Origin of the sequence: Candidatus Manganitrophus noduliformans (assembly GCF_012184425.1) — a bacterium.
Classification (GTDB): domain Bacteria; phylum Nitrospirota; class Nitrospiria; order SBBL01; family Manganitrophaceae; genus Manganitrophus; species Manganitrophus noduliformans.
In genome coordinates this window covers 439,417-458,581 of record NZ_VTOW01000001.1, presented here as the reverse complement: position 1 = coordinate 458,581, position 19,165 = coordinate 439,417, and the positions used below count along the sequence as shown (strand labels likewise).

Here is a 19,165-nt window from a genome sequence, read left to right as displayed (position 1 = left end):
GCCGGAAGGCGATCTATTTGGATTGGAATTGCGTGCGGTAGTCGGAGGGGGATTTCCCCATCTTGCTCAGGAAGACTTTGCTGAAATAGCCTTGCTCCGAGAAGCCGACCTCGCAGCTGATCTCTTTGATCGTTCGATGCGGATCTTTGAGGAGCTGAATCGCGCGGTCGATCCGGATGGCGGTGAGATAATCGTGAAAACCGACGCCGCACTCTTTTTTAAACGAGGCCGAAAGATATTTCGGATGAAGCGACACCGCCTGGCCGATCTCTTCCAGCGAAAGCTCCGGCGAGCTGTAGTGCCGATCGATATATTGCACCGCACGGCGCATTTTTAGCGAGAGGTGATCGAAGTCGATTTTCAGATTCCGGTGCACCCGCTCAAAGGGATCGGAGCTGAGGAGGCGGGCGATTTTTTGCTCCAGTTGATCGAGATTCCACGGCTTGTCGATAAAGCCGTTGGCGCGCACATCCAACAACTGCGTCAGCAGCTCTTTGGTGCCGTATGCGCTGGTAAAGAGGATCGGGACCACCCGGTCGATCTGACGGATCCTTCGGTAGAGGGTCACGCCGTCGGTCTCTCCCAGGCGATAATCGAGGATGATCAGATCGAGATCCCTTCTCTCCTGGACAATGCGAAGGGCATCGTCAGCTTTCTCTTTCTTGATCAGCTGATATTTGTCTTGGAGGATGATCTCCAACGACTGCAGGACCGATGCATCGTCATCCACCGCCAAGATGGTTTTCTTGTGCGGATCGGGTCCGAGGGTGGTGATCTCTTTTGCTTCCAAGTCTGTCAGGGCCATAGGTTTGATTCCTATACAGGATGATTTCAAGCTTTATTATACCCTATGAATCCAAACGTGGGGAAGCCAAATTCTCCCTTCTCGGTTTAATAAAGAAGCTCTAGAGAGGAAGGAAAAAGGTAAAGTTATCTAAGAAAAAAGCAGGTCGGAACACGTCGAAGGCGAAAAATACCGAAGGACGCGGGAGGGAAATCCCCTTTCATTCTCGCTGTTAAGACCATTCGGGAAGTCTCGTGATGATCTCCCACTCTTCGGGAGTCACCGGTGTAATGGAGAGCCGGTTTCCTTTTCGAAGGACCATCATCGATTTCAACGCCGGGATTTCCTTCAACCTTTTTAGGGTAATCACCTCCCGGCATGCTTTTTTAAATCGAAGATCGACCATGAACCAAACCGGCTGACTCGACAGACTTTGGGGGTCGTAATATTTGTTTTTCGGATCCCAGGCGGTATGATCGGGATAACCGGTCTTGATGACTTCGGCGATTCCGGCGATGCCGACCGGTTCGACATTGCTGTGATAGAAGAAGACGCCGTCGCCGACCCGCATCTGATCCCGCATGAAATTTCGCGCCTGATAATTCCGAACCCCCGACCAGTAGGTCGTCCGATCGCGCTTCAAATCATCGATGGAGTAGGTGTTCGGCTCCGACTTCATCAACCAATATTGTTTTTCAGGGGCCACTGAATACTCCATCGACGAAGGAAAAGGTCGCCGGGCGCGCCTGCCCCTTTTCAGGAAAGGGGGGAAGGAGGCGGCGCGCCGTCCGATAACGCGGCTTCCAGAAGGGATGATCGAGGCGCTCCACCCTCACCTCTCCGCCTCGGCTGGGAGCATGAATGAATTTGTTCCCTCCTATATAAATCCCGACATGAAGCGGCTGCCACCTGCTGATTCTGAAGAAGACCAGATCGGCCGGCAGGAGCTGGCCGCCGGGGACCGGCCGGCCTTTTTTAATTTGCGCGCCGGTGACGCGCGGAAGGCTCAGGCCGACCGACCGGGAGAAGACATAGGCGACATACCCGCTGCAATCAAACCCCTCCGCCGGGGTCGCGCCGCCGAAGCGATACGGTGTTCCCAGAAAATGATGGGCGGTCTTCACCACCCGTTGGCGGGGAGGGACTTTGCCGCTGATCACCAGGTCAGGCCGATCGTTTCCCTGCATCCCGGCGCAACCGGTCAGCATGAAGAAAAAAAGAATTGTGAAGAGTCCCCAACGCATGACGGTAAAATACCCCGTATCCAAAAGGGTTGTCAAGCAAATCACTTTTGCTTTGCCGGAATGTTATGCTATAGTCTCTTTTCTTATTACGTTATTATACCGAATCGGAGGAGAAAGCATGTTGACCTTTTATCACTACGCCAAATGCAGCACCTGTATCAAGGCCAAAAAACATCTCACGGCGCAGGGACATCTCTTGAAGGAGATCGATCTCACCACCGATCCTCCGTCGGCGAAAGAGTTGGCCGACCTGGTCAAAAAGAGCGGGCGTCCGTACACCGATTTTCTCAACCGGAGCGGGGTAGTATACCGGGAAATGAAGATGAAGGAAAAGGTCAAGCAGCTCTCCGAGGGGGAGATCGTCCGGATGCTGGCGTCGAATGGAAGATTGATCAAGCGGCCGATCGTCACCGACGGAAAGCGGGTCACCGTCGGCTTCGACGGGGGGGAGTTCGATGCCGCCTGGCCCCTCCGCGTCGGTTAAATGAAAAACGGCCGAACCGCGCGGCCGCGATTTCGGCCGTTTTATCGATTTCTCAGCCGATTTAAGCGGCCATTCTTCCGCCGGCGCTGAGATCTTTCTTTAAATTCTCAATCTGCTCCCCGAGTCGATCCAGCTGATCCCCGAGATTTTCCTCCGCCTCGGGAAAGAGCGTTCCCTCCTCTTCTTCGATATGATCATCGAGGGCCTTCTCCAGCTCGGAGAGTTTCTTCTTGAAATTTTTATCTTTCCCGGTCAGGCCGACCAGATCGGTCAATATTTGATCGACCTGCTGGTGTTCCTCGATAGAGTGCTCCACGAGTTCGTTATCATACTCCCTCATCGCAGGATAAAAAATCTGCTCCTCCGATTGGGTATGCAATTGGATCTCATTCTCGAGCCTGACGAGAAGATCTCCCTTGTCTTTAGCGGATTTCAATTCCTGAATTAAGTCTTTCACGGTTTTGTGATCTTCGATGAGCAGTTCCGTTGCTTTCATAAGATCTCTCCTTTCATTTCTGAAGCCCGTTCTCATCGTACGAAAAGGGGCACGGGGAAAACAATCACCCGATTGGAGAGGAGGATTCATTCAAAAGAGCGAGGCGGTTTTTCCCTAGAAGCGACTGGCGACAACACATTTTCCCGCTCAGGCCGCCTCCCTCCACTCCTCTTCGAGATCGCTCCGCATTTGGCCGATTTGGGAGCCGAGTTCGTTCAGTTGCTCTTCCAACCGCTCTTCCATCTGGGGAAATATTCTGACCTCTTCGTCGTCGATATGCGCATTGAGGTGCTCTTCCAATTCGTTCAGCTTCTGCTCAAATTCCTCTTCTTCTTCGACGGCATCGATCAAATCCTCCAGCAATTCATCGACCTGCTGGTGCGCGTCCAGCGCCGAATCGACCCAGGCGCCGTCCACATCCCTGACGGCCGGGTAGAAAAGCGCTTCCTCCAACTGAGCGTGAATCCTGATTTCCTTCTCCACCTTCAGGAGAAGCTCTTCTTTGTCCCGCGCCGATCGGAGCCTCTCAAGCAGGTTTCGCATCTTCTCGTGATCTTCTTGAAGCAGTTCCGTCGCCTTCATCATCTCTTCTCCTCATGCAATTCCGGATCATCCCTTCATCGTATGAAAAGAAACCGGCCGGAACAATCACCCTAAAGAGGTGGGGCCAATGATCCGGAAGAAGGAGAAATGATCTTAGATGAGAAGGAGCCCGGCGGCGCGGAGGGTCCGCCAGGGACGGCTTTGCAGAAATTTTGAGAAGGATTGGCCTGCCGAAGCGGGATACCGCCCCCCCGCCTCCGAAAGCCGGATGAAGGGGGCTCCCTTTCTTCCGCGGGGCCGGGATTGATCGAGGAGATCGCGGCACCATCCGGCAACCGGCGGATCAAGCCGAATCTCCCCGTCTTCTTCCCATCCGGGAAAGATCAGGGAAACCTGCCCGGCCCTTTTCTGTGTCCGGAGCGGCCGGAGGAGCGGTGTCCCCCCGAGCCAAACCAGCCGCCGCTCCAGATCTTCTCGGGTGGACGGAGGGGAGGCGAGCGCCTGCGCGATCAGATCGGCGGGAACCTTCGGCTTCGGTGTGGGAAAGTCGAACCAGCGCCGGACACCGGTCTCCAATCCGACGCCGTGCATATAATTGTAGATCGCCTTCGCCAGCCCCGGACCGAAGGGGGCGGGGTCGCACCCGGCCGGATCGAGATGGATCAGATCGTTGTTGGCGAACGGTCCGGGCGCCGGTCCGGCGATCGTGATGCCGTACGCGTCCGGATTCAGTCCCACCGGGCTGTGGCGCGTGGCGGTAAAGCGATGCCAGAAGGCCGACTGAATGACCCCCGCCGCAAAAAGCTGCCGCACCCGTTCCAGGCTCTCGACCGTCTCCTGGGGGGTCTCGGTCGGAAAACCGTACATCAGATAGGCATGGACCAAAATGCCGGCCTCGGTGAAGGCATGGGCGACGCGGGCCACCTGGGCGACGGTGATCCCCTTTTCCATCAAGGCGAGGAGGCGGTCGGAGGCAACCTCCATCCCGCCGGTCACGGCGATGCAGCCGGAGGCGGCGAGCAGCCGACAGAGATCGGGGGTGAAGGCCTCTTCGAACCGGATGTTTCCCCACCAGGAGATCGACCGTCCCCGATCGAGCAGCGCCAGCGCCAGATCGGCCAAGCGCGACGGCGGCGCCGCCTCATCGACAAAATGAAACCCGCTCTCGCCGGTTTCTTTTAGAAGGGCATCGATTCGATCGGCCAACAGCGTCGCCGGGGCCGGCTCGTAGCGGCGGATGTAGTCGAGGCCGATATCGCAGAAAGAGCACTTCCGCCAGTAGCAGCCGTGCGCCACCGTCAGCTTGTTCCAGCGTCCGTCCGACCAGAGGCGGTGCATCGGGTTGAGCATCTCGACGAGCGAAATATACCGCCGAAGCGGGAGGCCGTCATAGGTCGGGGTGCCGATCTCCTCAAAGGGGAGATCCCCCTCCGGGGCGCCGTTGAAAAAACGGACCTTCCCGTCGATCCGAAGAAACGTCCGGCAGAGCCGCTCCGGCGTCCGGCGGCGATCTAAAAACTCCAGGAGAGAGAGGAGGGGACGCTCGCCGGCGTCGAGCGCGACATAATCGACCGTGTCGAAGAGGCGCGGCTCGGCCAGATCGCGCAGCTCGGTGTTCACGTAGCCGCCGCCGAGGGCGATCTTCACCCGCGGATTCCATTTCCGGACGGCGGCCGCCGCCCGAAGCGCGCCGTAGAGATTTCCGGGAAAGGGGATCGTGATCCCGACCAGCGCGGGCCGATGCGTTTCCAGATGGGGTCGTAGGACCTCTTCCAGCATCTGATCGATCAGCCCCGGCGGCGCGTTGAGCGCTTGGTGAATCGGGTCGTACGAGGCGGCCGAGGTGGCGATCCGCTCTGCATACCGGCTGAGGCCGAAGTGGGGCGCCACCGTTCCCTGGATCAGATCGGCCAAATCGTCGAGGTAGAGGCTTGCGAGATGCTTCGCCCGGTCGGTGATTCCGAGGCTTCCGAATGCCCATTGATCTTCCTCCAGCGCGGCGAACCGGGGCCCCTCCGGAAGAAACCGCCGCTTGCAAATCTGCGTCGCCAGCGAGGGCTGATTTCCCTGGAGAAACGCGATCACCGGCTCGACCGTATCGAGATAACGCTCTTTCAAAAGAAGGCTCCGGACAACCGCGGGGTGAGGATCTTCCACCGCTCGGATCTCCTCGAAGAGACGGCTCAGCCCCGGCCGGGAAAAGAGGGCGAGGATCGTCTCGATGCCGAGGTCGGCCTGAAAGACGGGATACCCCCTCGACCGGAGAAACCCGGTCAGATAAGCGGTCGCCGGGTAGGGGGTGTTGAGCTGGGTAAAGGGGGGGGTCAGGAGGAGAAGTCGGCGGTTTCGGTTGGAGAGAGCATTTTTAGAGGAAATCATTTCGGCTATTCTGTCACCGCGGCGGAACGATGTCAAATCGGGCGAATCCTCCCAAAGGAGTAGCCGCATCCCCTCTTCGGGTCATTGAACCTTCGCTGCCGCAGATGCTACGTTATAAAGAGTAACCCTTTTGTTCAGGAGGCGCTTATGCAGCCGGCTCGCGCAAAAATCATGGGCCATCCGATCCACCCGATGCTGGTCGTCTTTCCGATCGGCCTTTACATCATTTCGTTTGTCTTCGATCTGGTTTATTTGTCGATCGGCGATCCCTTTTGGTTTCGAATGGCCTACTGGACGATGCTGGGGGGATTGATCGGGAATGTCGCCGCCGCCATCCCCGGTTTTCTCGACTACCTCACCCTCCCTCCCAAGACCGAGGCCCGCCAGATCGCGACATACCATATGGGAATCGGGGTCACCCTGGCGATTCTTTATTTCGCCAACCTTCTCCTTCGCGATTGGGGAGTCATCGCGGCGAATCAGCAGCCCTGGGGGGTGGTGATCTTGAACCTGGTCGGCGTTCTCTTGATCGGCCTGCAGGGATGGCTGGGGGGAGAGCTGGTCTACAAACATGGCGTCGGCGTGGAAGAAAAAGGACGCACCGGCGAAGAGCGATTCCGAAGGGTGGCGTGAGGTCAACCGGCCGGGAAGGAGCGGTCCTTCTCCGGCCGTTTGCTTTCGGACGGTCCTTTGTCCCCCCTCTGTGAGAATCCCCGCCTTCTTCCTTTAGATTCCCCTCCGATCCCAAAAGCAAGTTGCTTTCAGGCCGGCTTGTCTGTATGATGGAAAACAATGAATGATCGTGAACGGGCCGCCTTACGGCAGCAACTTCTTAAAAAACTTCGGGATTCTTTCGTCTACAGCGCCGAGCCGACGTTCGTCCTCTCCTCCGGAAGGAAGAGTCACTTCTATATCGATTGCAAGAAGGTGACGCTCGACGCCGAAGGGGCGACCTGGGTCGGGCTGATGATTCTCGACCGGATCGCCGATCTGGAGATCGACGCCATCGGCGGGATGACCCTCGGCGCCGATCCGATCGCCACCGCCGTCGCGGTCCTCAGCTACGAAAGCGGCGCCCCCATCTCGGCCTTCATCATCCGGAAAGAGTCGAAAGGGTACGGGACCCAGGGCTTCATCGAGGGAAGGGTCGGCCGGGAGACCAAGGTGGTCGTGGTCGACGACGTCCTCACCAGCGGGCGGGCGACCGAGCGGACGATCCGGATCCTTCAAGAGGCCGGCTGCGACGTGGTGAAGGTGATCGCGCTGGTCGATCGGAAAGAGGGGGGACGCGAGCATCTGGAGCGTCTCGGTTTTGAGGTGGAAGCGCTCTATACCGTGGAAGATCTCTTAAAGGGCTAACCATTGGCCACGCCGAGCCTGGAAGAAAAGCGCGCCTGGGCGGAACAGTTCTTCGAGAAGACCGGGGCGAGTTACGATCAGGTGGTCGATCATACGACCTTCCGGATCGACCGGCTCTGGAAGAAAAAAATCATCTCCAAAATTCCTCCCTCCTCCCGAAAGATCCTCGATCTCGCCTGCGGCACCGGCATTCTCAGCTTCGCCGTCGCCCAAAAATTCCCAAATGCGCAGATCGTCGGGGTCGATCTGACGGAGGGCTATCTCGACATCGCCCGGAAAAAAGCCGAAGCGAACCGCGCCGATGTCACCTTCGTCCACAGCCCCGCCGAAGCGTTCGTCTCCGACGACCGATTCGACGCCTGCGTGACCTCCTACCTTCCCAAATACGCCGACCTCGATCTTCTGATGTCGAATCTCTCCCGAATGATCGCCCCCGGCGGCGTCCTCGTCTTCCACGACTTCACCTACCCGACGAATCGATTCCTGCAATGGACTTTCGAAGCCTACTTCAAACTCCTCCCCCCGATCGGCGGCTGGCGCTGGCCGGAGTGGAAAGAGACCTTGTATGAACTGCCGGTCGTCATCCGAAAAACGCGATGGATTGAAGAGCTGACCGCCGCGATGCGGCGGGAAGGGTTCGAAGCGATTCAAGTTGAATCTTTGACAATGCAGGGATCGGCACTCGTCACCGCAAAGAAGCAACAATAAGCCTTCATTCTATGCGGACATCCTTTTCTAATTGACCCCCCCTAATGCATTTCGATAATATCTAGCGGTTGGCTCGTTGCATCAACATTTGCGGCTCGACATTTTCAACATCGGCGATCTGTTCCAGGGCGGGGATGCGGGTCAAGGCGTCGGCGATCTCTCCCGAACGGGCCCGCAGCCAGGCCGCGTGCGGCGCATAGTCGAGGCGCTGCACGACCTCGTAACCGGCCTGCTCGATTTCCCGGAGGCGCCTTTCAACCGGCACCCCTTCTTTGAAGCGGATGAAGACGCGTCCCGACGGGACGGCGGGCGTGCCGCCCGGCTGCAGCGTGTAGACCGGCCCGACTTGGCCGGGGGCGTTTTTCTGCTGCTCCGCTTCCCCGCGGAATATCTCGATCCGGTCTTCTCCTTCGCCCATCGAGAGGAGGGCGTCTTTGGAAGGCGGCCGGGGGCCGTGGACGGCGTAGCGGTCGGGCAAGCGGGTATAGACCGGAGAGGACGGTTGTATGCCGCTTCGAACCTCTTGGGGGAATTTGGAAAGGGGATTTTTCTCCGACGCCATCTCGACACCTGCAACAAAGAAGAATACGCCCAACACCTATTTTGAATTTGGAGGCCTGATCGGTTTAGTATAGAGGATACGCGCCGCGCAATCAAAAGACAACTCAGACGACAAGGAGGTCCATCGATGTTCTCGTTCCGATATGGTGGCAAGACCGGAAAACGCTACTCCCTCACAACCAGCAACGAGCATCTCGTGGTTCGCACGACCAACCGCGCCCCGGTGCTCGCCGCAAGACCCTTCGAGGTGGCCCCTGTTTCACCGGAGGCCCGCGCCTTGCTCGGCAACTTCGACCTGGCGGCCCGCTTTCGTGAGGCGGGGGTCGATGTTCTTCGCGCGAAGCCGACGCGACGTGCCAAGAGCCTGCGCGACCGCGCCCGCCAAGTCCTGAAGCGCGAGCCCCAGGTCGAATTCGCCGGCCGGGTCCTCGTCGATCCGAAGAGCGGTCGGCCGGTCATTTATACCGAAAACTTCTTCGTCAAGTTCGACGGCGACGAGAGCGCCACCGCCTGCCGGAAGATCATTAAAAAACACCGCCTGGAGATCAAGCGGGTCCTCGAATATGCCCGCAACGCCTATTTCGTCGCCGCCCCCGAAGGGACCGGGCTCAAGATCTTCGACATCGCCGAGGCGCTGTTGAAAGAGCCGGCCGTTCAATTCTGCCATCCCGAGCTGATTCGCGAGGCGCGCCAGCGCGCCGCCTTCCCGCAGCAATGGCATTTGAAGAAGACGAGCGTCGGCGGCCAAACCATCGATCAGCACGCCAATGTCGAAGCGGCCTGGCCGTTGAGCGACGGGACCGGAGCGATCATCGCGGTCATCGACGACGGGGTCGATCTCGATCATCAGGAGTTCCGCTCCTCGGCCAAGATCGTCGCCCCCCGCGACGTGACCCGAAAGACGAACGACCCGCGGCCCGGCAACGGCGACAATCACGGGACCGCCTGCGCCGGGGTGGCGTGCGCAGACGGGAATTTCGGCGCCTCGGGGGTCGCGCCGCGGGCGCGGTTGATGCCGATCCGCTTCGCCTCCAATCTCGGCTCGCAGGCGGAGGCCGACGCCTTCGTCTGGGCGGCGCAGAACGGCGCCGACGTGATCTCGTGCAGCTGGGGGCCGCCCGACGGCGATTTCACCAATCCGAACGATCCGCGCCACCATCAGGTCGTGCCGCTTCCCGACAGCACCCGCCTGGCGATGGATTTCGCAATTAAGAACGGCCGAAACGGAAAGGGGTGCGTCATCTGCTTCGCCGCCGGCAACGGCAACGAGAGCGTCAACAACGACGGCTATGCCAGCTACGAGAAAGTCATCGCCGTCGCCGCCTGCAACGACAAGGGGAAGAAAGCGCCGTATAGCGATTTCGGTCCCGCCGTCTGGTGCGCCTTTCCGAGCAGCAATGTCTTCCCGTCGCTCACCCCCGGCATCTGGACGACCGACCGCTCCGGACCGCTCGGCTACAACTTCGGAAGCGCCAGCCTCGGCGACGCCGCGGGCCACTATACCGACGAATTCGGAGGGACCTCCAGCTCCTGTCCCGGGGTCGCCGGCGTGGCCGCGCTGATCCTCGCGCGCAACCCGAACCTCCGCTGGGACGAGGTGAAGGATGTGATCAAGCGCTCGTGCGATCGGATCGACACTTCCGGCGGGAAGTACGATGCGAACGGCCACAGCCACCTCTACGGCTACGGGCGGGTCAACGCCAAAAAGGCGGTGGAGCTGGCGGTGCCGGCGCAGCCCGACACGGTCGCCATCCGGACGGTGGTGCGCGACGTCCCGATCCGGGATCTGCAGACCGCCCGGCTCGACCTGCCGGTCGCCGACACCGGCTCTTTGAAAAAGATCAAAGTGACGGTCGACATCGAGCACACCTACATCGGCGATCTGATCGTCAGCATCAAACCGCCGACGGCGACCGGCGTCTCCGCCATCCGCCTTCACAACCGGGAGGGGGGCGCGACCGACAATCTCAAGAAGACCTATGACGAGATCAATGCGCCCGGCCTCGTTGCGCTGAAAGGGAAGAGCCCGAAGGGAACCTGGACGCTTATTGTGGAGGACAAGGCCCGCGTCGACACCGGGAAGATCCGGAGCTTTACGCTTGAAATGACGCTTTGATTGGGTGAAGAGTGCAGTCCCTTGGCATTGACGAAAGAGAAGGATCAAACCGCAGTGCCGAGGGACTGCCTGATATTATAAAAAGGGGACAGATTTATTTTGTTGACTTATATCGATTCATGGATTTTAAAGTCGATTGTAAAAGAACATAAAAGAGGGACCATTTTTAAGGTGCTGTGAAATCAATTAATGGTGTCTGTTCCTCTTTATTCGACTACAAACACACCCTCATCCCGCCGGGCCATGCCGTGCTTCTACTCATTGGGGGGCTTATTTCTTCGATAAAGTCTATCTTGATTTTCTGAGGAAGAACGGCTAGGCTGAAAGCATGGATTACCAACACATCATTACAATAGAGCCTGGCAAGCGCGGCGGAAAACCGTGCATCCGTGGATTGCGTATCACCGTCTCTGACGTGCTCGACTATCTTGCTTCCGGTATGTCGGAAGATGAGATTCTCAGAGACTTTCCCGATCTTACACGTGAGGATATTCGGGCCTCCCTTGCGTTTGCCGCAGACCGGGAGCGCAGGCTAGTCTCGATCCAGACAAAGTGAAGCTTCTCTTCGATCAGAACCTTTCCCCCCGATTGGTAAAGGCGCTTATCGATCTTTACCCTGATTCCGTTCACGTTCGGGATGTTGGTTTGCACAATGTCTTGGACGAAGTCGTCTGGGAGTATGCCGCCCGCCACGGCCTGTCCATCGTCTCGAAAGATGCCGATTTTCATCAGCGAAGTTTTCTCTTCGGCTCTCCTCCGAAAGTGATTTGGGTGCGGCGCGGGAACTGTTCGACATCGGACATCGAAGCGATTTTGCGGGCGCATCATGCGGATCTGCTTTGGTTCGAGCAAGACGTAAAGAGCGCTTTTCTGGTCTTAGATTAACGCGCGCCGGCGTTCAGTTTAGATGACATAAAGTCCTTTCCTTTTGAGGTCATGAACCCACCCATGAAATCTCGCTGGCTCCTTCTCGTCTCAACCGCCCTCGCCTTCATGACGGCGGTGCTCCTGCTCGAACGACCCGGCGTGGTCGCGCAAGTCGGCCTGGGTCTGGCGACGGCGATCTTTCTCTGGTTCTTCGTGCGAATTGCCGAGCTCGATCCGCGCCAGATCCTCACCACCATCGCGATCGCCACGACCGGTGAAGTGGTCCTGTCGATCGGGTGGGGCCTCTACGATTACAAACACACCCTCATCCCGCTCTACGTCCCGCCCGGCCATGCCGTCTTCTACGCGTTGGCGGTGGTGACTGCCCGCGAGCGAAGCCTCCAAAAACATGCCGCCGCCATCACCCGGACCGTCCTCATTTTGGGAACGGTTTACGCCGCCTCCAGCTTTCTCTTCTTGAACGACACGTGGGGGCTGCTCTGGTGGGGGGTGGCGTTCGTCCTCTTCCTGAAATCGGAGAACCCCCTTCTTCTCTCCTCCTGCGCCGTCTACACGATCCTGCTGGAGTGGGTCGGCACGGCGATCGGCAACTGGTATTGGCTGCCGGAGGTGCCGTATCTTTCCATCAGCTCGGCGAACCCGCCCGCGGGGGTTACTGTTCTCTACATCGTCCTCGACCTAATGGTGGTCACCGCCTGCGGATGGCTTTGGCGGAACTCCGAAAAAGCGGACCCCTCACCGGTTCCGAGCCTCAATATTGCAGAAGAACGATAGAGGATCACGCGTAAAAGAAAATTGTTGCACTCTCTTTCTCGCCGCCAGAGCCTCTCTAAAAACTCGAGCGATCCCTCTGCGCATCCTCTAAATACATATTGACTTGATCGAACGCGTCTATATAATATGGCCCTAAAACTGAATCCGGCTTATGCGAGTTTAGGTTGAAAGAGAGCACCCTCCTGCCCCACCAAAGAATTATTTTCGCGCTGGACTACCCCTCGTTCGAAGAAGCGCGCCCCTTCATAGAAGCCTTAAAAGATAAGGTCGGTTTATTTAAGATCGGGTGGACGCTGCTTTTAAGCGAGGGCCTGAATGTCTTGGCCAAAATAGAAGGGATCGAAGGGGTCTCCGCCAAGTTTTTTTTGGATATTAAATATTCGAGCCGGTCGGTCGAAGATATCCCGCAACAGGTCGGCGGCATGGCTTCCGTCATCACGTCTAAAACAAGAGGGGTTGAGTTTATCACCGTCCACACGTACGAAGGCGAGGCCCTTGTGGGAGAGGCCGTCAAAAAATTCAAGACAAAAGGAACGAAGATCCTCGGCGTGACGGTGTTGACGAGCGTCAACCAGGAAAATTCGAAGATCACACCGCTCCAAAGGGTATTGGAGTTGGCTCAAATCGCGAAAACGGCCGGTTGCGACGGGGTCGTTTGCTCCGGACATGAAGCCGGAGCGGTCAAAGAGAAACTGGGCCGGGATTTCATCGTTGTCACGCCGGGCATCCGCCCTGTATGGGCCGAGATCAAGAAAGACGATCAAAAAAGAATCATGACTCCGGGAAATGCGATTAGAAATGGAGCGGATTATATTGTGGTCGGCAGACCGATTTCCGCCGCAAAAGACCCCGCCGAAGCGGCGAGCAGGGCCGAGAAGATCGCCGAAGAGATCGCCGCCGCGCGAAGAGAAATGACCGCCCTTTAAAGATTTCAACCACTCCTCCCGATCACGACAACAGCAAGCCGCCGCGGGAGGCAAAATATGGCTCAATACCGAAACGCCTTCCCCCAACTGAGCGACCGCTTTTCCCTCACCGACGGCGGCAATTAGGCATAAACGGAACACGCCTGACCGAGGAGAAAACAATGAAAAAGCTTTCGAAGCGGCGTAAACGAAAAGAGCCGCCGTACGGCGGCCCGATTCCGGACGAAGAATTTCCGCCGGACACCCCCGAAGAGATCGGCCTCGAAAAGCGGGCCGCGCTCGTGCTCCATTGCGGCGGCCGCGCGATTGCCGCGACCAAAGGGAGCGCCGTCGTCTTCAGCGAAAATATTATCACCCAGCATACGGACCTGATGTACCTCCGTCTGACCGCCAGTTTTTTCTTTGGTCATGACGAAATCACCTACCTCTCTCCTTTCTTCGATCGGGGACCGGTCGAGAGAAACGTCAAAGAGTCGCTGCTGAACCGGCGCGGCGCCAACGCGCGTGCCGACGGGAAAAAGCTCCGAGACGGCGACTTGGAAGTGGTGGACGGCAGCGTTGTTCTCGATGCTCTCAACACGCTTGCAAACGTCAAAGCGTTTTTTGATCGCGTCCGGGCCGAGGGTCATGATGAAGTGTTTGTCTACATTCACGGTCACGGCAATGCGGCGGAGGAGTTCCGTCGCAACGGTCGCGTTGTGTTGGCCGATGAAGACAGTAACCCAAGCGAGTTCATTTCGTTCGAGCAGCTCGGGAAGTGGATCAACGCCATTCAAGCCGACCATATCGGCGTGGCGGTCGACACCTGCTACAGCGGACAACTGGCTCGACGTATTAGAAATAGACGACACCTTCTTGTAGCGATGTCGGCCGATGGGCAGGATCTCTCTTTTGGAGACGGGGAGAACGCTTACCATAAGATTCGGCGAGGGAAGTTCGGCGACTGGTCCGATCTCTTCATCTTCAACTTTCAGAAACTCAATGCCGATGACAAGGTAGACGTCGCGACCGACCGCGCTTCCAGGGCGGTCGGCTCGGAGTCGCTCAACGCCACGCCGCGTCGGGCGCCGAGCCGTCTGAGCGGTCACTAATCTCGAAGGCCCCGCAGCCGGCCTCACCCCGCCAGCCGCCAGGTCACCATCCCGGCGGCCAGCAGCATCACCCCCAAGCTCACACATTTAAGGATCGCTTCGTAGCGGACCTGATGATTGGCAGGATCGAGGCGGCCCGATCGCTTGAGCTCTTTGTAAGGGCGGGAGGCGTTGATCTCCACCAGGCTCAAGAGCCCCATCGCGCCGGCCACGATCAGGGCGGGAGGGGAGAGCTGGTTGGTCTGAACGACGTAACCGGCGAGAACCGGCAAGACCCCCCAGGAAAAGGCGAACCAGCCGTCGGTGTGAAATTTTCCGTCAAAGAGCTCCAGATTGTAGGCGAAGAGGAAAAACCCCTCCAGAAGGGCGATCACCGCCAGTTGGGGGGTCTTGAAGAGGATATAGTAGAAGCCGAGGGCGTACGCCGGGACCAAGGCGCCGATCGCGAGGGTCCAGAGCTGTCGCTTGGAAAAATGCGCCCCCCACGGCTTGGGTCCTTTGCCGCCGATCGCATCGAGGGCATGCGCCGCGATCCCGAGGCCGAGGAAGTAGATCAGGACAGCCGCCCCGACCCGCTCCCAGAAAATGGTTTCGGCCAACATCCCGCCGATCACGGTGAAGGCGAGGACCATTCCGGTATAGGGGAGAAAGAGGAGGCCGATCCAGATCCGGAGCTTCAGCGGACCGGATTTCGGAACGAACCATTCGGAGCGGCGATCGGGAGCCGGGTCCATGCCATCCTCGATTAGTGGGGTCGCTTACTCGGTATCGACCGTTCGGAAGTTCGATCGCTCGTCCGGGAGGGGGCTTGGGCGGGCGCCTGTTGCACCGGCGGGGTCGCCGGACCGCCGTATTGGAGAATCAGCCCCCCCTTGCCGACGGCCCACCCCCGGGCGGGAGAGGTAAAGTAGATGCTGTTCAGCCGCTGCGTCACCCCGCTGTCGCGCTCCGCCCACGATTTTCCGCCGTCCTTTGTATAGAGGATCATTCCGAGATCGCCGACCATCCATCCCTCCGGCCCCTGCATCGAGAGGTCCCAAAGCGGCATCTTCGTTCCGGTGTCGATCGGCCCCCAGCTTTTTCCGCCGTCCTCGGTCATCAAGAGGGTCCCCTCCGACCCGACCACCCATCCCCGGTTCGGCGGACGAAAGAGGATTCGGGTGAAGGTTGCCTTCGTCGGAAGCCGGAACGGGGTCCATGTCGCGCCGCCGTCTTCCGTCTGAAGCAGGGTCCCCCCGGTGCCGACGATCCATCCTTTCCGCTCGTTGAGGAAAACGATGTCGGAGAGACCGGCGGTGGTATCGCTGAGCTGAAAATCCCATCGGTTGCCGCCGTCGACTGTTTTGAAGATCAACCCCGTCTCGCCGACCACCCATCCGATCTTGGGGGTCAGGAAGAAAACCCCTTCCAGGCTCGCCTCGGTCAGCTTCTGCCGGCGCTCCCAACGTTTTCCCCCGTCGATCGTGTGGAGGAGAAGCCCCTTGCCGCCGACCGCCCACCCCTCCCGCGGCGAGGTAAAATGAACCGACAAGACCCACTCTTCCGTTCCGCTGTCTTGATACCTCCAGCTCCGGCCGCCGTCGTTGCTGTGGAGGATGGTGCCGGTCTCCCCGGCGATCCAACCGTGCCGCTCATCAACAAAGTGGACCCGAAAGAACCGGTCGGTGAAGCCGTTGTTCTGCGTCTCCCAGCGTTTGCCGCCGTCGCGGGTGTGGACGATCACCCCCCCCCATCCGACCGCCCAGCCGTGGCGGTCGTCGCCGAACGAGAGCCCTTCGAACGTTTTGTTCACCGCGGCATCGACCTTCTCCCAGGTCGCCCCGCCGTTTTCCGTTTTCAGCATCGTTCCGGATCCGCCGGCGGCCCAGCCGATCTGGGGAGAAGCGAATTGCACGCCGATGAGAAGATGCTCCGTGCCGCTTTGCTGCGGCTCCCAACGCTTTCCCCCGTCGGTCGTCCCGAGGATCGTCCCCTGTCGGCCGACCGCCCAGCCCCGGAGCGGGTCGATGAAGAAGATCGCCTCCAGCGCGGCGGTCGTCCCGCTCTTCTGCGCCGTCCATTGATTTCCGCCGTCCTGAGTGTGGAGGATCATCCCGTTCCACCCGGAGGCCCATCCCTGCTGCGGATCGATGAAGAAGACCTCCAGAACCGGACCGGTCTGCCCGCTTTTTTGAACCTCCCAACGCCGGCCGCCGTCCGCGGTACGGAGAATCACCCCTTTGTCGCCGACGATCCAGCCGTTTGATCGATCGGTAAAGTAAACATCCCAGAGCCAGACCCGCTCCGGATTCCGCTGCTCCTCCCAGCTTCGGCCGCCGTCGGCCGTATGGAGGATCTTGCCGGTCCAGCTGATCGCCCAGCCGTGGCGCCGATCGGCAAAATGAAGCGAGAAGAACCGCTCCCCTTTCTCTTTGTATTGCGCCCGCCAGCTCGCGCCGCCGTCGGCGGTGTGGAGGATCGTTCCATCTCCCCCCCCGGCCCATCCCTCGCTCGCCGAGACGAAATGGACCGCCCAAAGCCCGTTCGACGTCACCTCCCCTTGCTGAACCGACCACCCCCCCTCCGCCGCCGCGACCGTCCCGGCGAAAATCGGGAGGAGAAAACCGGCCAAAGCCGTGTAAAAGAATAGACTTTTCTTGATCATCCGGTACAGAATCTTGACCCTCCTTCTTTTTTTGTGTTATCTATTTACAACATTCAGGAGAGAAATGCAAAGCCGCCTTCTAATCCCCATTGTATTGATCTTGCTTCTGATCGACGCCCCCGCGCGGGCCGAGGAGGAATCGCTTCGATCGGTCCGCCAGCTCACCAACGAGATTTATCGCCTCTCTCTCGATATGATCACCCACGGCAGCGAAGGGCACCACCATGAGATCGTCAGTTACGGCCAGGAGATGATCCGGCGGAGCGAAGCGTTGATCCAGGAGGTGGAGTCGAGCCCCTCTCCGAAGATCAAAGAAAAAAAAGAAACGCTCCTCACCTCGATCAATGCGACCCTGAACAAGGCGAAAGAAGCGGTCCGGCTGGGGGAGGCGGAGAAAACAGATCCCGCCCTCGACGCCTCCCGCAAGGCCTCCTTCCGCGCCAAGCAGTTGCGCCAGCAGATCCAATCATTGAAGTAGACCGACCGGCCCTTCTCGTCGGAAGCGATACAAAAATGTCGGCCGGCCGACCGCCGCTTCTTTCCATTCGATTCCCAGGCCGACCTAAATCACACGAAAAATCAACCGATCCGACCGGTCCCTCCCCCCGGCATGGTTGTTGCTCTATATTCGGTCAACGATAACGACGTCTGCGGGCAAGGGCGCCTGGATGAATCTCTCCAGGCGCCTTTCCGTTTTTAAAGGGGTTTCCATGCGGGAAGGAATCCTTCCACCGAAATTTGCCGACAAGTTTTTCCGGATCGATTTTGATGCAATGCCGCTTCCGATCCTCTCCCTCTATCCGATCCCCCCCTCCCTCGCGCTGGAAGAGGTAACGCTCGACCTCGCCGGCCTGGAACAACATCCGCGTTTGATTTCCTGGCCGATGCTGCACGAGCTTCCCCGCGTGAAGCTGAAGGTGCCGTTCATCTGCCAGATCTTCAACTGGGTCGAGGAGGTCGAGTGGGAGGGAATCCGCCTTGTCGATCTGCTCGACTCCTTCAAGATCGACACCCACCCCGACGGCTACTTCGCTTTTTACTCGCGCGACCGGGTCTTCTTCGAAGGGCTCTCGCGCGATGAAGCCCGCGATCCGCGCGTTCTGCTGGCATATGGATTAAACGGGTCGCCCCTCCCCGAGGTCCACGGCGGGCCGCTCCGATTGGTCGTCCCCTTTCTCCAGGGGTATAAAAGCGTCAAATGGGTCCATTCGATCCATGCCTTCCGGCACGACCCGGTCGGGATCAAGCGGCTGCTTGCCCAGAGCCCGACCGGCCAGCTGAACGAAAAATGGCGGGGCCAATATCAAATTGTCCCCCCGGCGGGTAAATCCGGAGATCCCCCTCCGGTACGGAGCGAGATCGCGCCACTCTCCACCCCCCCGGCCGCGATCTCGCCTCCGGAACCGCCGGTGCACGGCCGGGTCGATTCGGTCCTCAAAAAGAAACAGCCGCCGCGGCAGGCGACATTAAAAGAGGTGATCGCCTTCGTTCGCCCCGGCAAGCAGCTGGCGACCCGCCAGGCGCTGGAAGCGGCCGGCATCTACGGGTATACGACCACGACGGTCCTCGGCCGGAGCCGCCAGCGGGGGCTTCGATTTCAGTCGGAAAAAGGGGAGCCGGTCGCAATCAAGTTTATGCCGAAACAATATTTCTCGATCATGATCGACGCCGGCCGCGTTCCGGCGGTGATCGCCGCCTTAATGAAAGCGAACCGGACCGGAAAGGGGGCCTACGGCGACGGCAAGATCTTCATCGTCGACATCGACGACGCCGTCCGGATCAGCACCGACGAGCGGGGGGAAGAGGCGATCTGATGGAGGGTGAAAGAAAATGAAGCTGATTCGCGCGATCATCCGCCCCGAGCGGGAAGAGGCGGTCCTGGGCCGTCTGGAGGCGGCCGGACTTTTTGCCGTCACGAAGATGCCGGTGCTCGGGCGCGGGAAGCAACGCGGGATCCAGGTGGGGCCGGTTCATTACGACATCCTCTCCAAGTCGATGCTCCTGCTCATCGTCGGCGAGGAGGAGTATCCCCGGGCGATCGCCGCCATCGAGCAGGGGGCCGGGACGGGGCACCCGGGCGACGGGAAGATCTTCGTCCAGGAGGTCTCGGAGAGCTACACCATCCGGACAGGGACAAAAGAGACGGAGTCGGTGTCGGAGTGAAGGAT

The 19,165-nt window shown here is 59.1% G+C and carries 22 protein-coding genes; 13 read left to right on the top strand and 9 right to left on the bottom strand.

The features are described 5' to 3' along the window. Positions 1-13: 13 nt before the first annotated feature. The 3 genes from MNODULE_RS02190 to MNODULE_RS02180 all read right to left on the bottom strand — a co-directional run bounded on the left by MNODULE_RS02190 (position 14) and on the right by MNODULE_RS02180 (position 2,028). Positions 14-805: a response regulator gene (locus tag MNODULE_RS02190; RefSeq protein WP_168057854.1), complete on the bottom strand. Its 792-nt coding sequence runs from the start codon at positions 803-805 to the stop codon at positions 14-16. 211 nt (positions 806-1,016) lie between these two features. Beyond that, positions 1,017-1,490 (bottom strand): EVE domain-containing protein, encoded by a 474-nt coding sequence (locus MNODULE_RS02185; RefSeq protein ID WP_320412337.1) that lies wholly within the window; start codon positions 1,488-1,490, stop codon positions 1,017-1,019. Beyond that, positions 1,480-2,028 carry a C40 family peptidase gene (locus MNODULE_RS02180; protein WP_168057852.1) on the bottom strand — a complete coding sequence of 183 codons (549 nt, stop codon included), beginning with the start codon at positions 2,026-2,028 and terminating at the stop codon, positions 1,480-1,482. The genes MNODULE_RS02185 and MNODULE_RS02180 overlap by 11 nt, the downstream gene beginning before the upstream one ends. A 118-nt stretch (positions 2,029-2,146) precedes the next feature. Between MNODULE_RS02180 and MNODULE_RS02175 the strand changes: the two genes are divergently transcribed. Continuing rightward, positions 2,147-2,512 carry a Spx/MgsR family RNA polymerase-binding regulatory protein gene (locus MNODULE_RS02175; protein ID WP_168057851.1) on the top strand — a complete coding sequence of 122 codons (366 nt, stop codon included), beginning with the start codon at positions 2,147-2,149 and terminating at the stop codon, positions 2,510-2,512. A gap of 61 nt (positions 2,513-2,573) precedes the next feature. Here MNODULE_RS02175 and MNODULE_RS02170 read toward each other — a convergent pair whose 3' ends face one another. The 3 genes from MNODULE_RS02170 to MNODULE_RS02160 all read right to left on the bottom strand — a co-directional run bounded on the left by MNODULE_RS02170 (position 2,574) and on the right by MNODULE_RS02160 (position 5,930). Then, entirely contained in the window at positions 2,574-3,008 is a 435-nt protein-coding gene (locus MNODULE_RS02170; RefSeq protein ID WP_168057850.1) for a hemerythrin domain-containing protein, read from the bottom strand. A 147-nt stretch (positions 3,009-3,155) separates the two neighbouring features. Beyond that, the gene (locus MNODULE_RS02165) at positions 3,156-3,593 is read right to left on the bottom strand and encodes a hemerythrin domain-containing protein (protein ID WP_168057849.1); all 438 of its coding nucleotides are present in this window, start codon (positions 3,591-3,593) and stop codon (positions 3,156-3,158) included. A 111-nt stretch (positions 3,594-3,704) separates the two neighbouring features. Next, positions 3,705-5,930: a B12-binding domain-containing radical SAM protein gene (locus tag MNODULE_RS02160; RefSeq protein ID WP_168057848.1), complete on the bottom strand. Its 2,226-nt coding sequence runs from the start codon at positions 5,928-5,930 to the stop codon at positions 3,705-3,707. A 147-nt stretch (positions 5,931-6,077) separates the two neighbouring features. On the opposite strand from MNODULE_RS02160, the gene MNODULE_RS02155 reads away from it, so the two are divergent. From MNODULE_RS02155 to MNODULE_RS02145, 3 genes are all read left to right on the top strand, one after another. Next, entirely contained in the window at positions 6,078-6,563 is a 486-nt protein-coding gene (locus tag MNODULE_RS02155) for a DUF2231 domain-containing protein (RefSeq protein WP_168057847.1), read from the top strand. A 159-nt stretch (positions 6,564-6,722) separates the two neighbouring features. Next, positions 6,723-7,289 carry an orotate phosphoribosyltransferase gene (gene pyrE, locus MNODULE_RS02150; RefSeq protein WP_168057846.1) on the top strand — a complete coding sequence of 189 codons (567 nt, stop codon included), beginning with the start codon at positions 6,723-6,725 and terminating at the stop codon, positions 7,287-7,289. A gap of 3 nt (positions 7,290-7,292) precedes the next feature. Continuing rightward, the gene (locus MNODULE_RS02145) at positions 7,293-7,997 is read left to right on the top strand and encodes a class I SAM-dependent methyltransferase (RefSeq protein WP_168057845.1); all 705 of its coding nucleotides are present in this window, start codon (positions 7,293-7,295) and stop codon (positions 7,995-7,997) included. A 61-nt stretch (positions 7,998-8,058) separates the two neighbouring features. Here the strand turns inward: MNODULE_RS02145 and MNODULE_RS02140 are convergent, their stop codons facing one another. Beyond that, complete coding sequence (locus MNODULE_RS02140) at positions 8,059-8,559, bottom strand: hypothetical protein (protein WP_168057844.1); 501 nt, start codon at positions 8,557-8,559, stop codon at positions 8,059-8,061. A 126-nt stretch (positions 8,560-8,685) separates the two neighbouring features. Between MNODULE_RS02140 and MNODULE_RS02135 the strand changes: the two genes are divergently transcribed. The 6 genes from MNODULE_RS02135 to MNODULE_RS02110 all read left to right on the top strand — a co-directional run bounded on the left by MNODULE_RS02135 (position 8,686) and on the right by MNODULE_RS02110 (position 14,353). Then, positions 8,686-10,674, top strand: coding sequence for a S8 family serine peptidase (locus MNODULE_RS02135; protein WP_168057843.1), 1,989 nt, complete (start codon positions 8,686-8,688; stop codon positions 10,672-10,674). A gap of 328 nt (positions 10,675-11,002) precedes the next feature. Beyond that, a complete protein-coding gene (locus MNODULE_RS25365) occupies positions 11,003-11,230 on the top strand; it encodes a DUF433 domain-containing protein (RefSeq protein WP_168057842.1) in 228 nt (75 codons plus the stop codon). After that, positions 11,227-11,559, top strand: coding sequence for a DUF5615 family PIN-like protein (locus tag MNODULE_RS02125; protein WP_168057841.1), 333 nt, complete (start codon positions 11,227-11,229; stop codon positions 11,557-11,559). The genes MNODULE_RS25365 and MNODULE_RS02125 overlap by 4 nt, the downstream gene beginning before the upstream one ends. 63 nt (positions 11,560-11,622) lie before the next feature. Then, positions 11,623-12,336 carry a hypothetical protein gene (locus tag MNODULE_RS02120; protein ID WP_168057840.1) on the top strand — a complete coding sequence of 238 codons (714 nt, stop codon included), beginning with the start codon at positions 11,623-11,625 and terminating at the stop codon, positions 12,334-12,336. A gap of 164 nt (positions 12,337-12,500) precedes the next feature. Then, positions 12,501-13,262, top strand: coding sequence for an orotidine-5'-phosphate decarboxylase (gene pyrF, locus MNODULE_RS02115; RefSeq protein WP_168057839.1), 762 nt, complete (start codon positions 12,501-12,503; stop codon positions 13,260-13,262). A gap of 161 nt (positions 13,263-13,423) precedes the next feature. Beyond that, positions 13,424-14,353, top strand: a complete 930-nt coding sequence (locus tag MNODULE_RS02110; RefSeq protein ID WP_168057838.1) for a hypothetical protein — start codon at positions 13,424-13,426, stop codon at positions 14,351-14,353. 23 nt (positions 14,354-14,376) lie between these two features. Here the strand turns inward: MNODULE_RS02110 and MNODULE_RS02105 are convergent, their stop codons facing one another. Together MNODULE_RS02105 and MNODULE_RS02100 are read right to left on the bottom strand one after the other, a co-directional pair. Next, positions 14,377-15,087 carry a UbiA prenyltransferase family protein gene (locus MNODULE_RS02105; RefSeq protein ID WP_168057837.1) on the bottom strand — a complete coding sequence of 237 codons (711 nt, stop codon included), beginning with the start codon at positions 15,085-15,087 and terminating at the stop codon, positions 14,377-14,379. 11 nt (positions 15,088-15,098) lie between these two features. Then, complete coding sequence (locus tag MNODULE_RS02100; RefSeq protein ID WP_168057836.1) at positions 15,099-16,997, bottom strand: YCF48-related protein; 1,899 nt, start codon at positions 16,995-16,997, stop codon at positions 15,099-15,101. A gap of 64 nt (positions 16,998-17,061) precedes the next feature. On the opposite strand from MNODULE_RS02100, the gene MNODULE_RS02095 reads away from it, so the two are divergent. The 3 genes from MNODULE_RS02095 (at position 17,062) to MNODULE_RS02085 (ending at position 19,160) form a co-directional block, all read left to right on the top strand. After that, positions 17,062-17,475 carry a hypothetical protein gene (locus MNODULE_RS02095; RefSeq protein ID WP_168057835.1) on the top strand — a complete coding sequence of 138 codons (414 nt, stop codon included), beginning with the start codon at positions 17,062-17,064 and terminating at the stop codon, positions 17,473-17,475. A gap of 190 nt (positions 17,476-17,665) precedes the next feature. Continuing rightward, positions 17,666-18,811 (top strand): molybdopterin-dependent oxidoreductase, encoded by a 1,146-nt coding sequence (locus MNODULE_RS02090; RefSeq protein WP_238339179.1) that lies wholly within the window; start codon positions 17,666-17,668, stop codon positions 18,809-18,811. A 16-nt stretch (positions 18,812-18,827) separates the two neighbouring features. After that, positions 18,828-19,160: a P-II family nitrogen regulator gene (locus MNODULE_RS02085; protein ID WP_168057833.1), complete on the top strand. Its 333-nt coding sequence runs from the start codon at positions 18,828-18,830 to the stop codon at positions 19,158-19,160. Positions 19,161-19,165 lie beyond the last annotated feature (5 nt).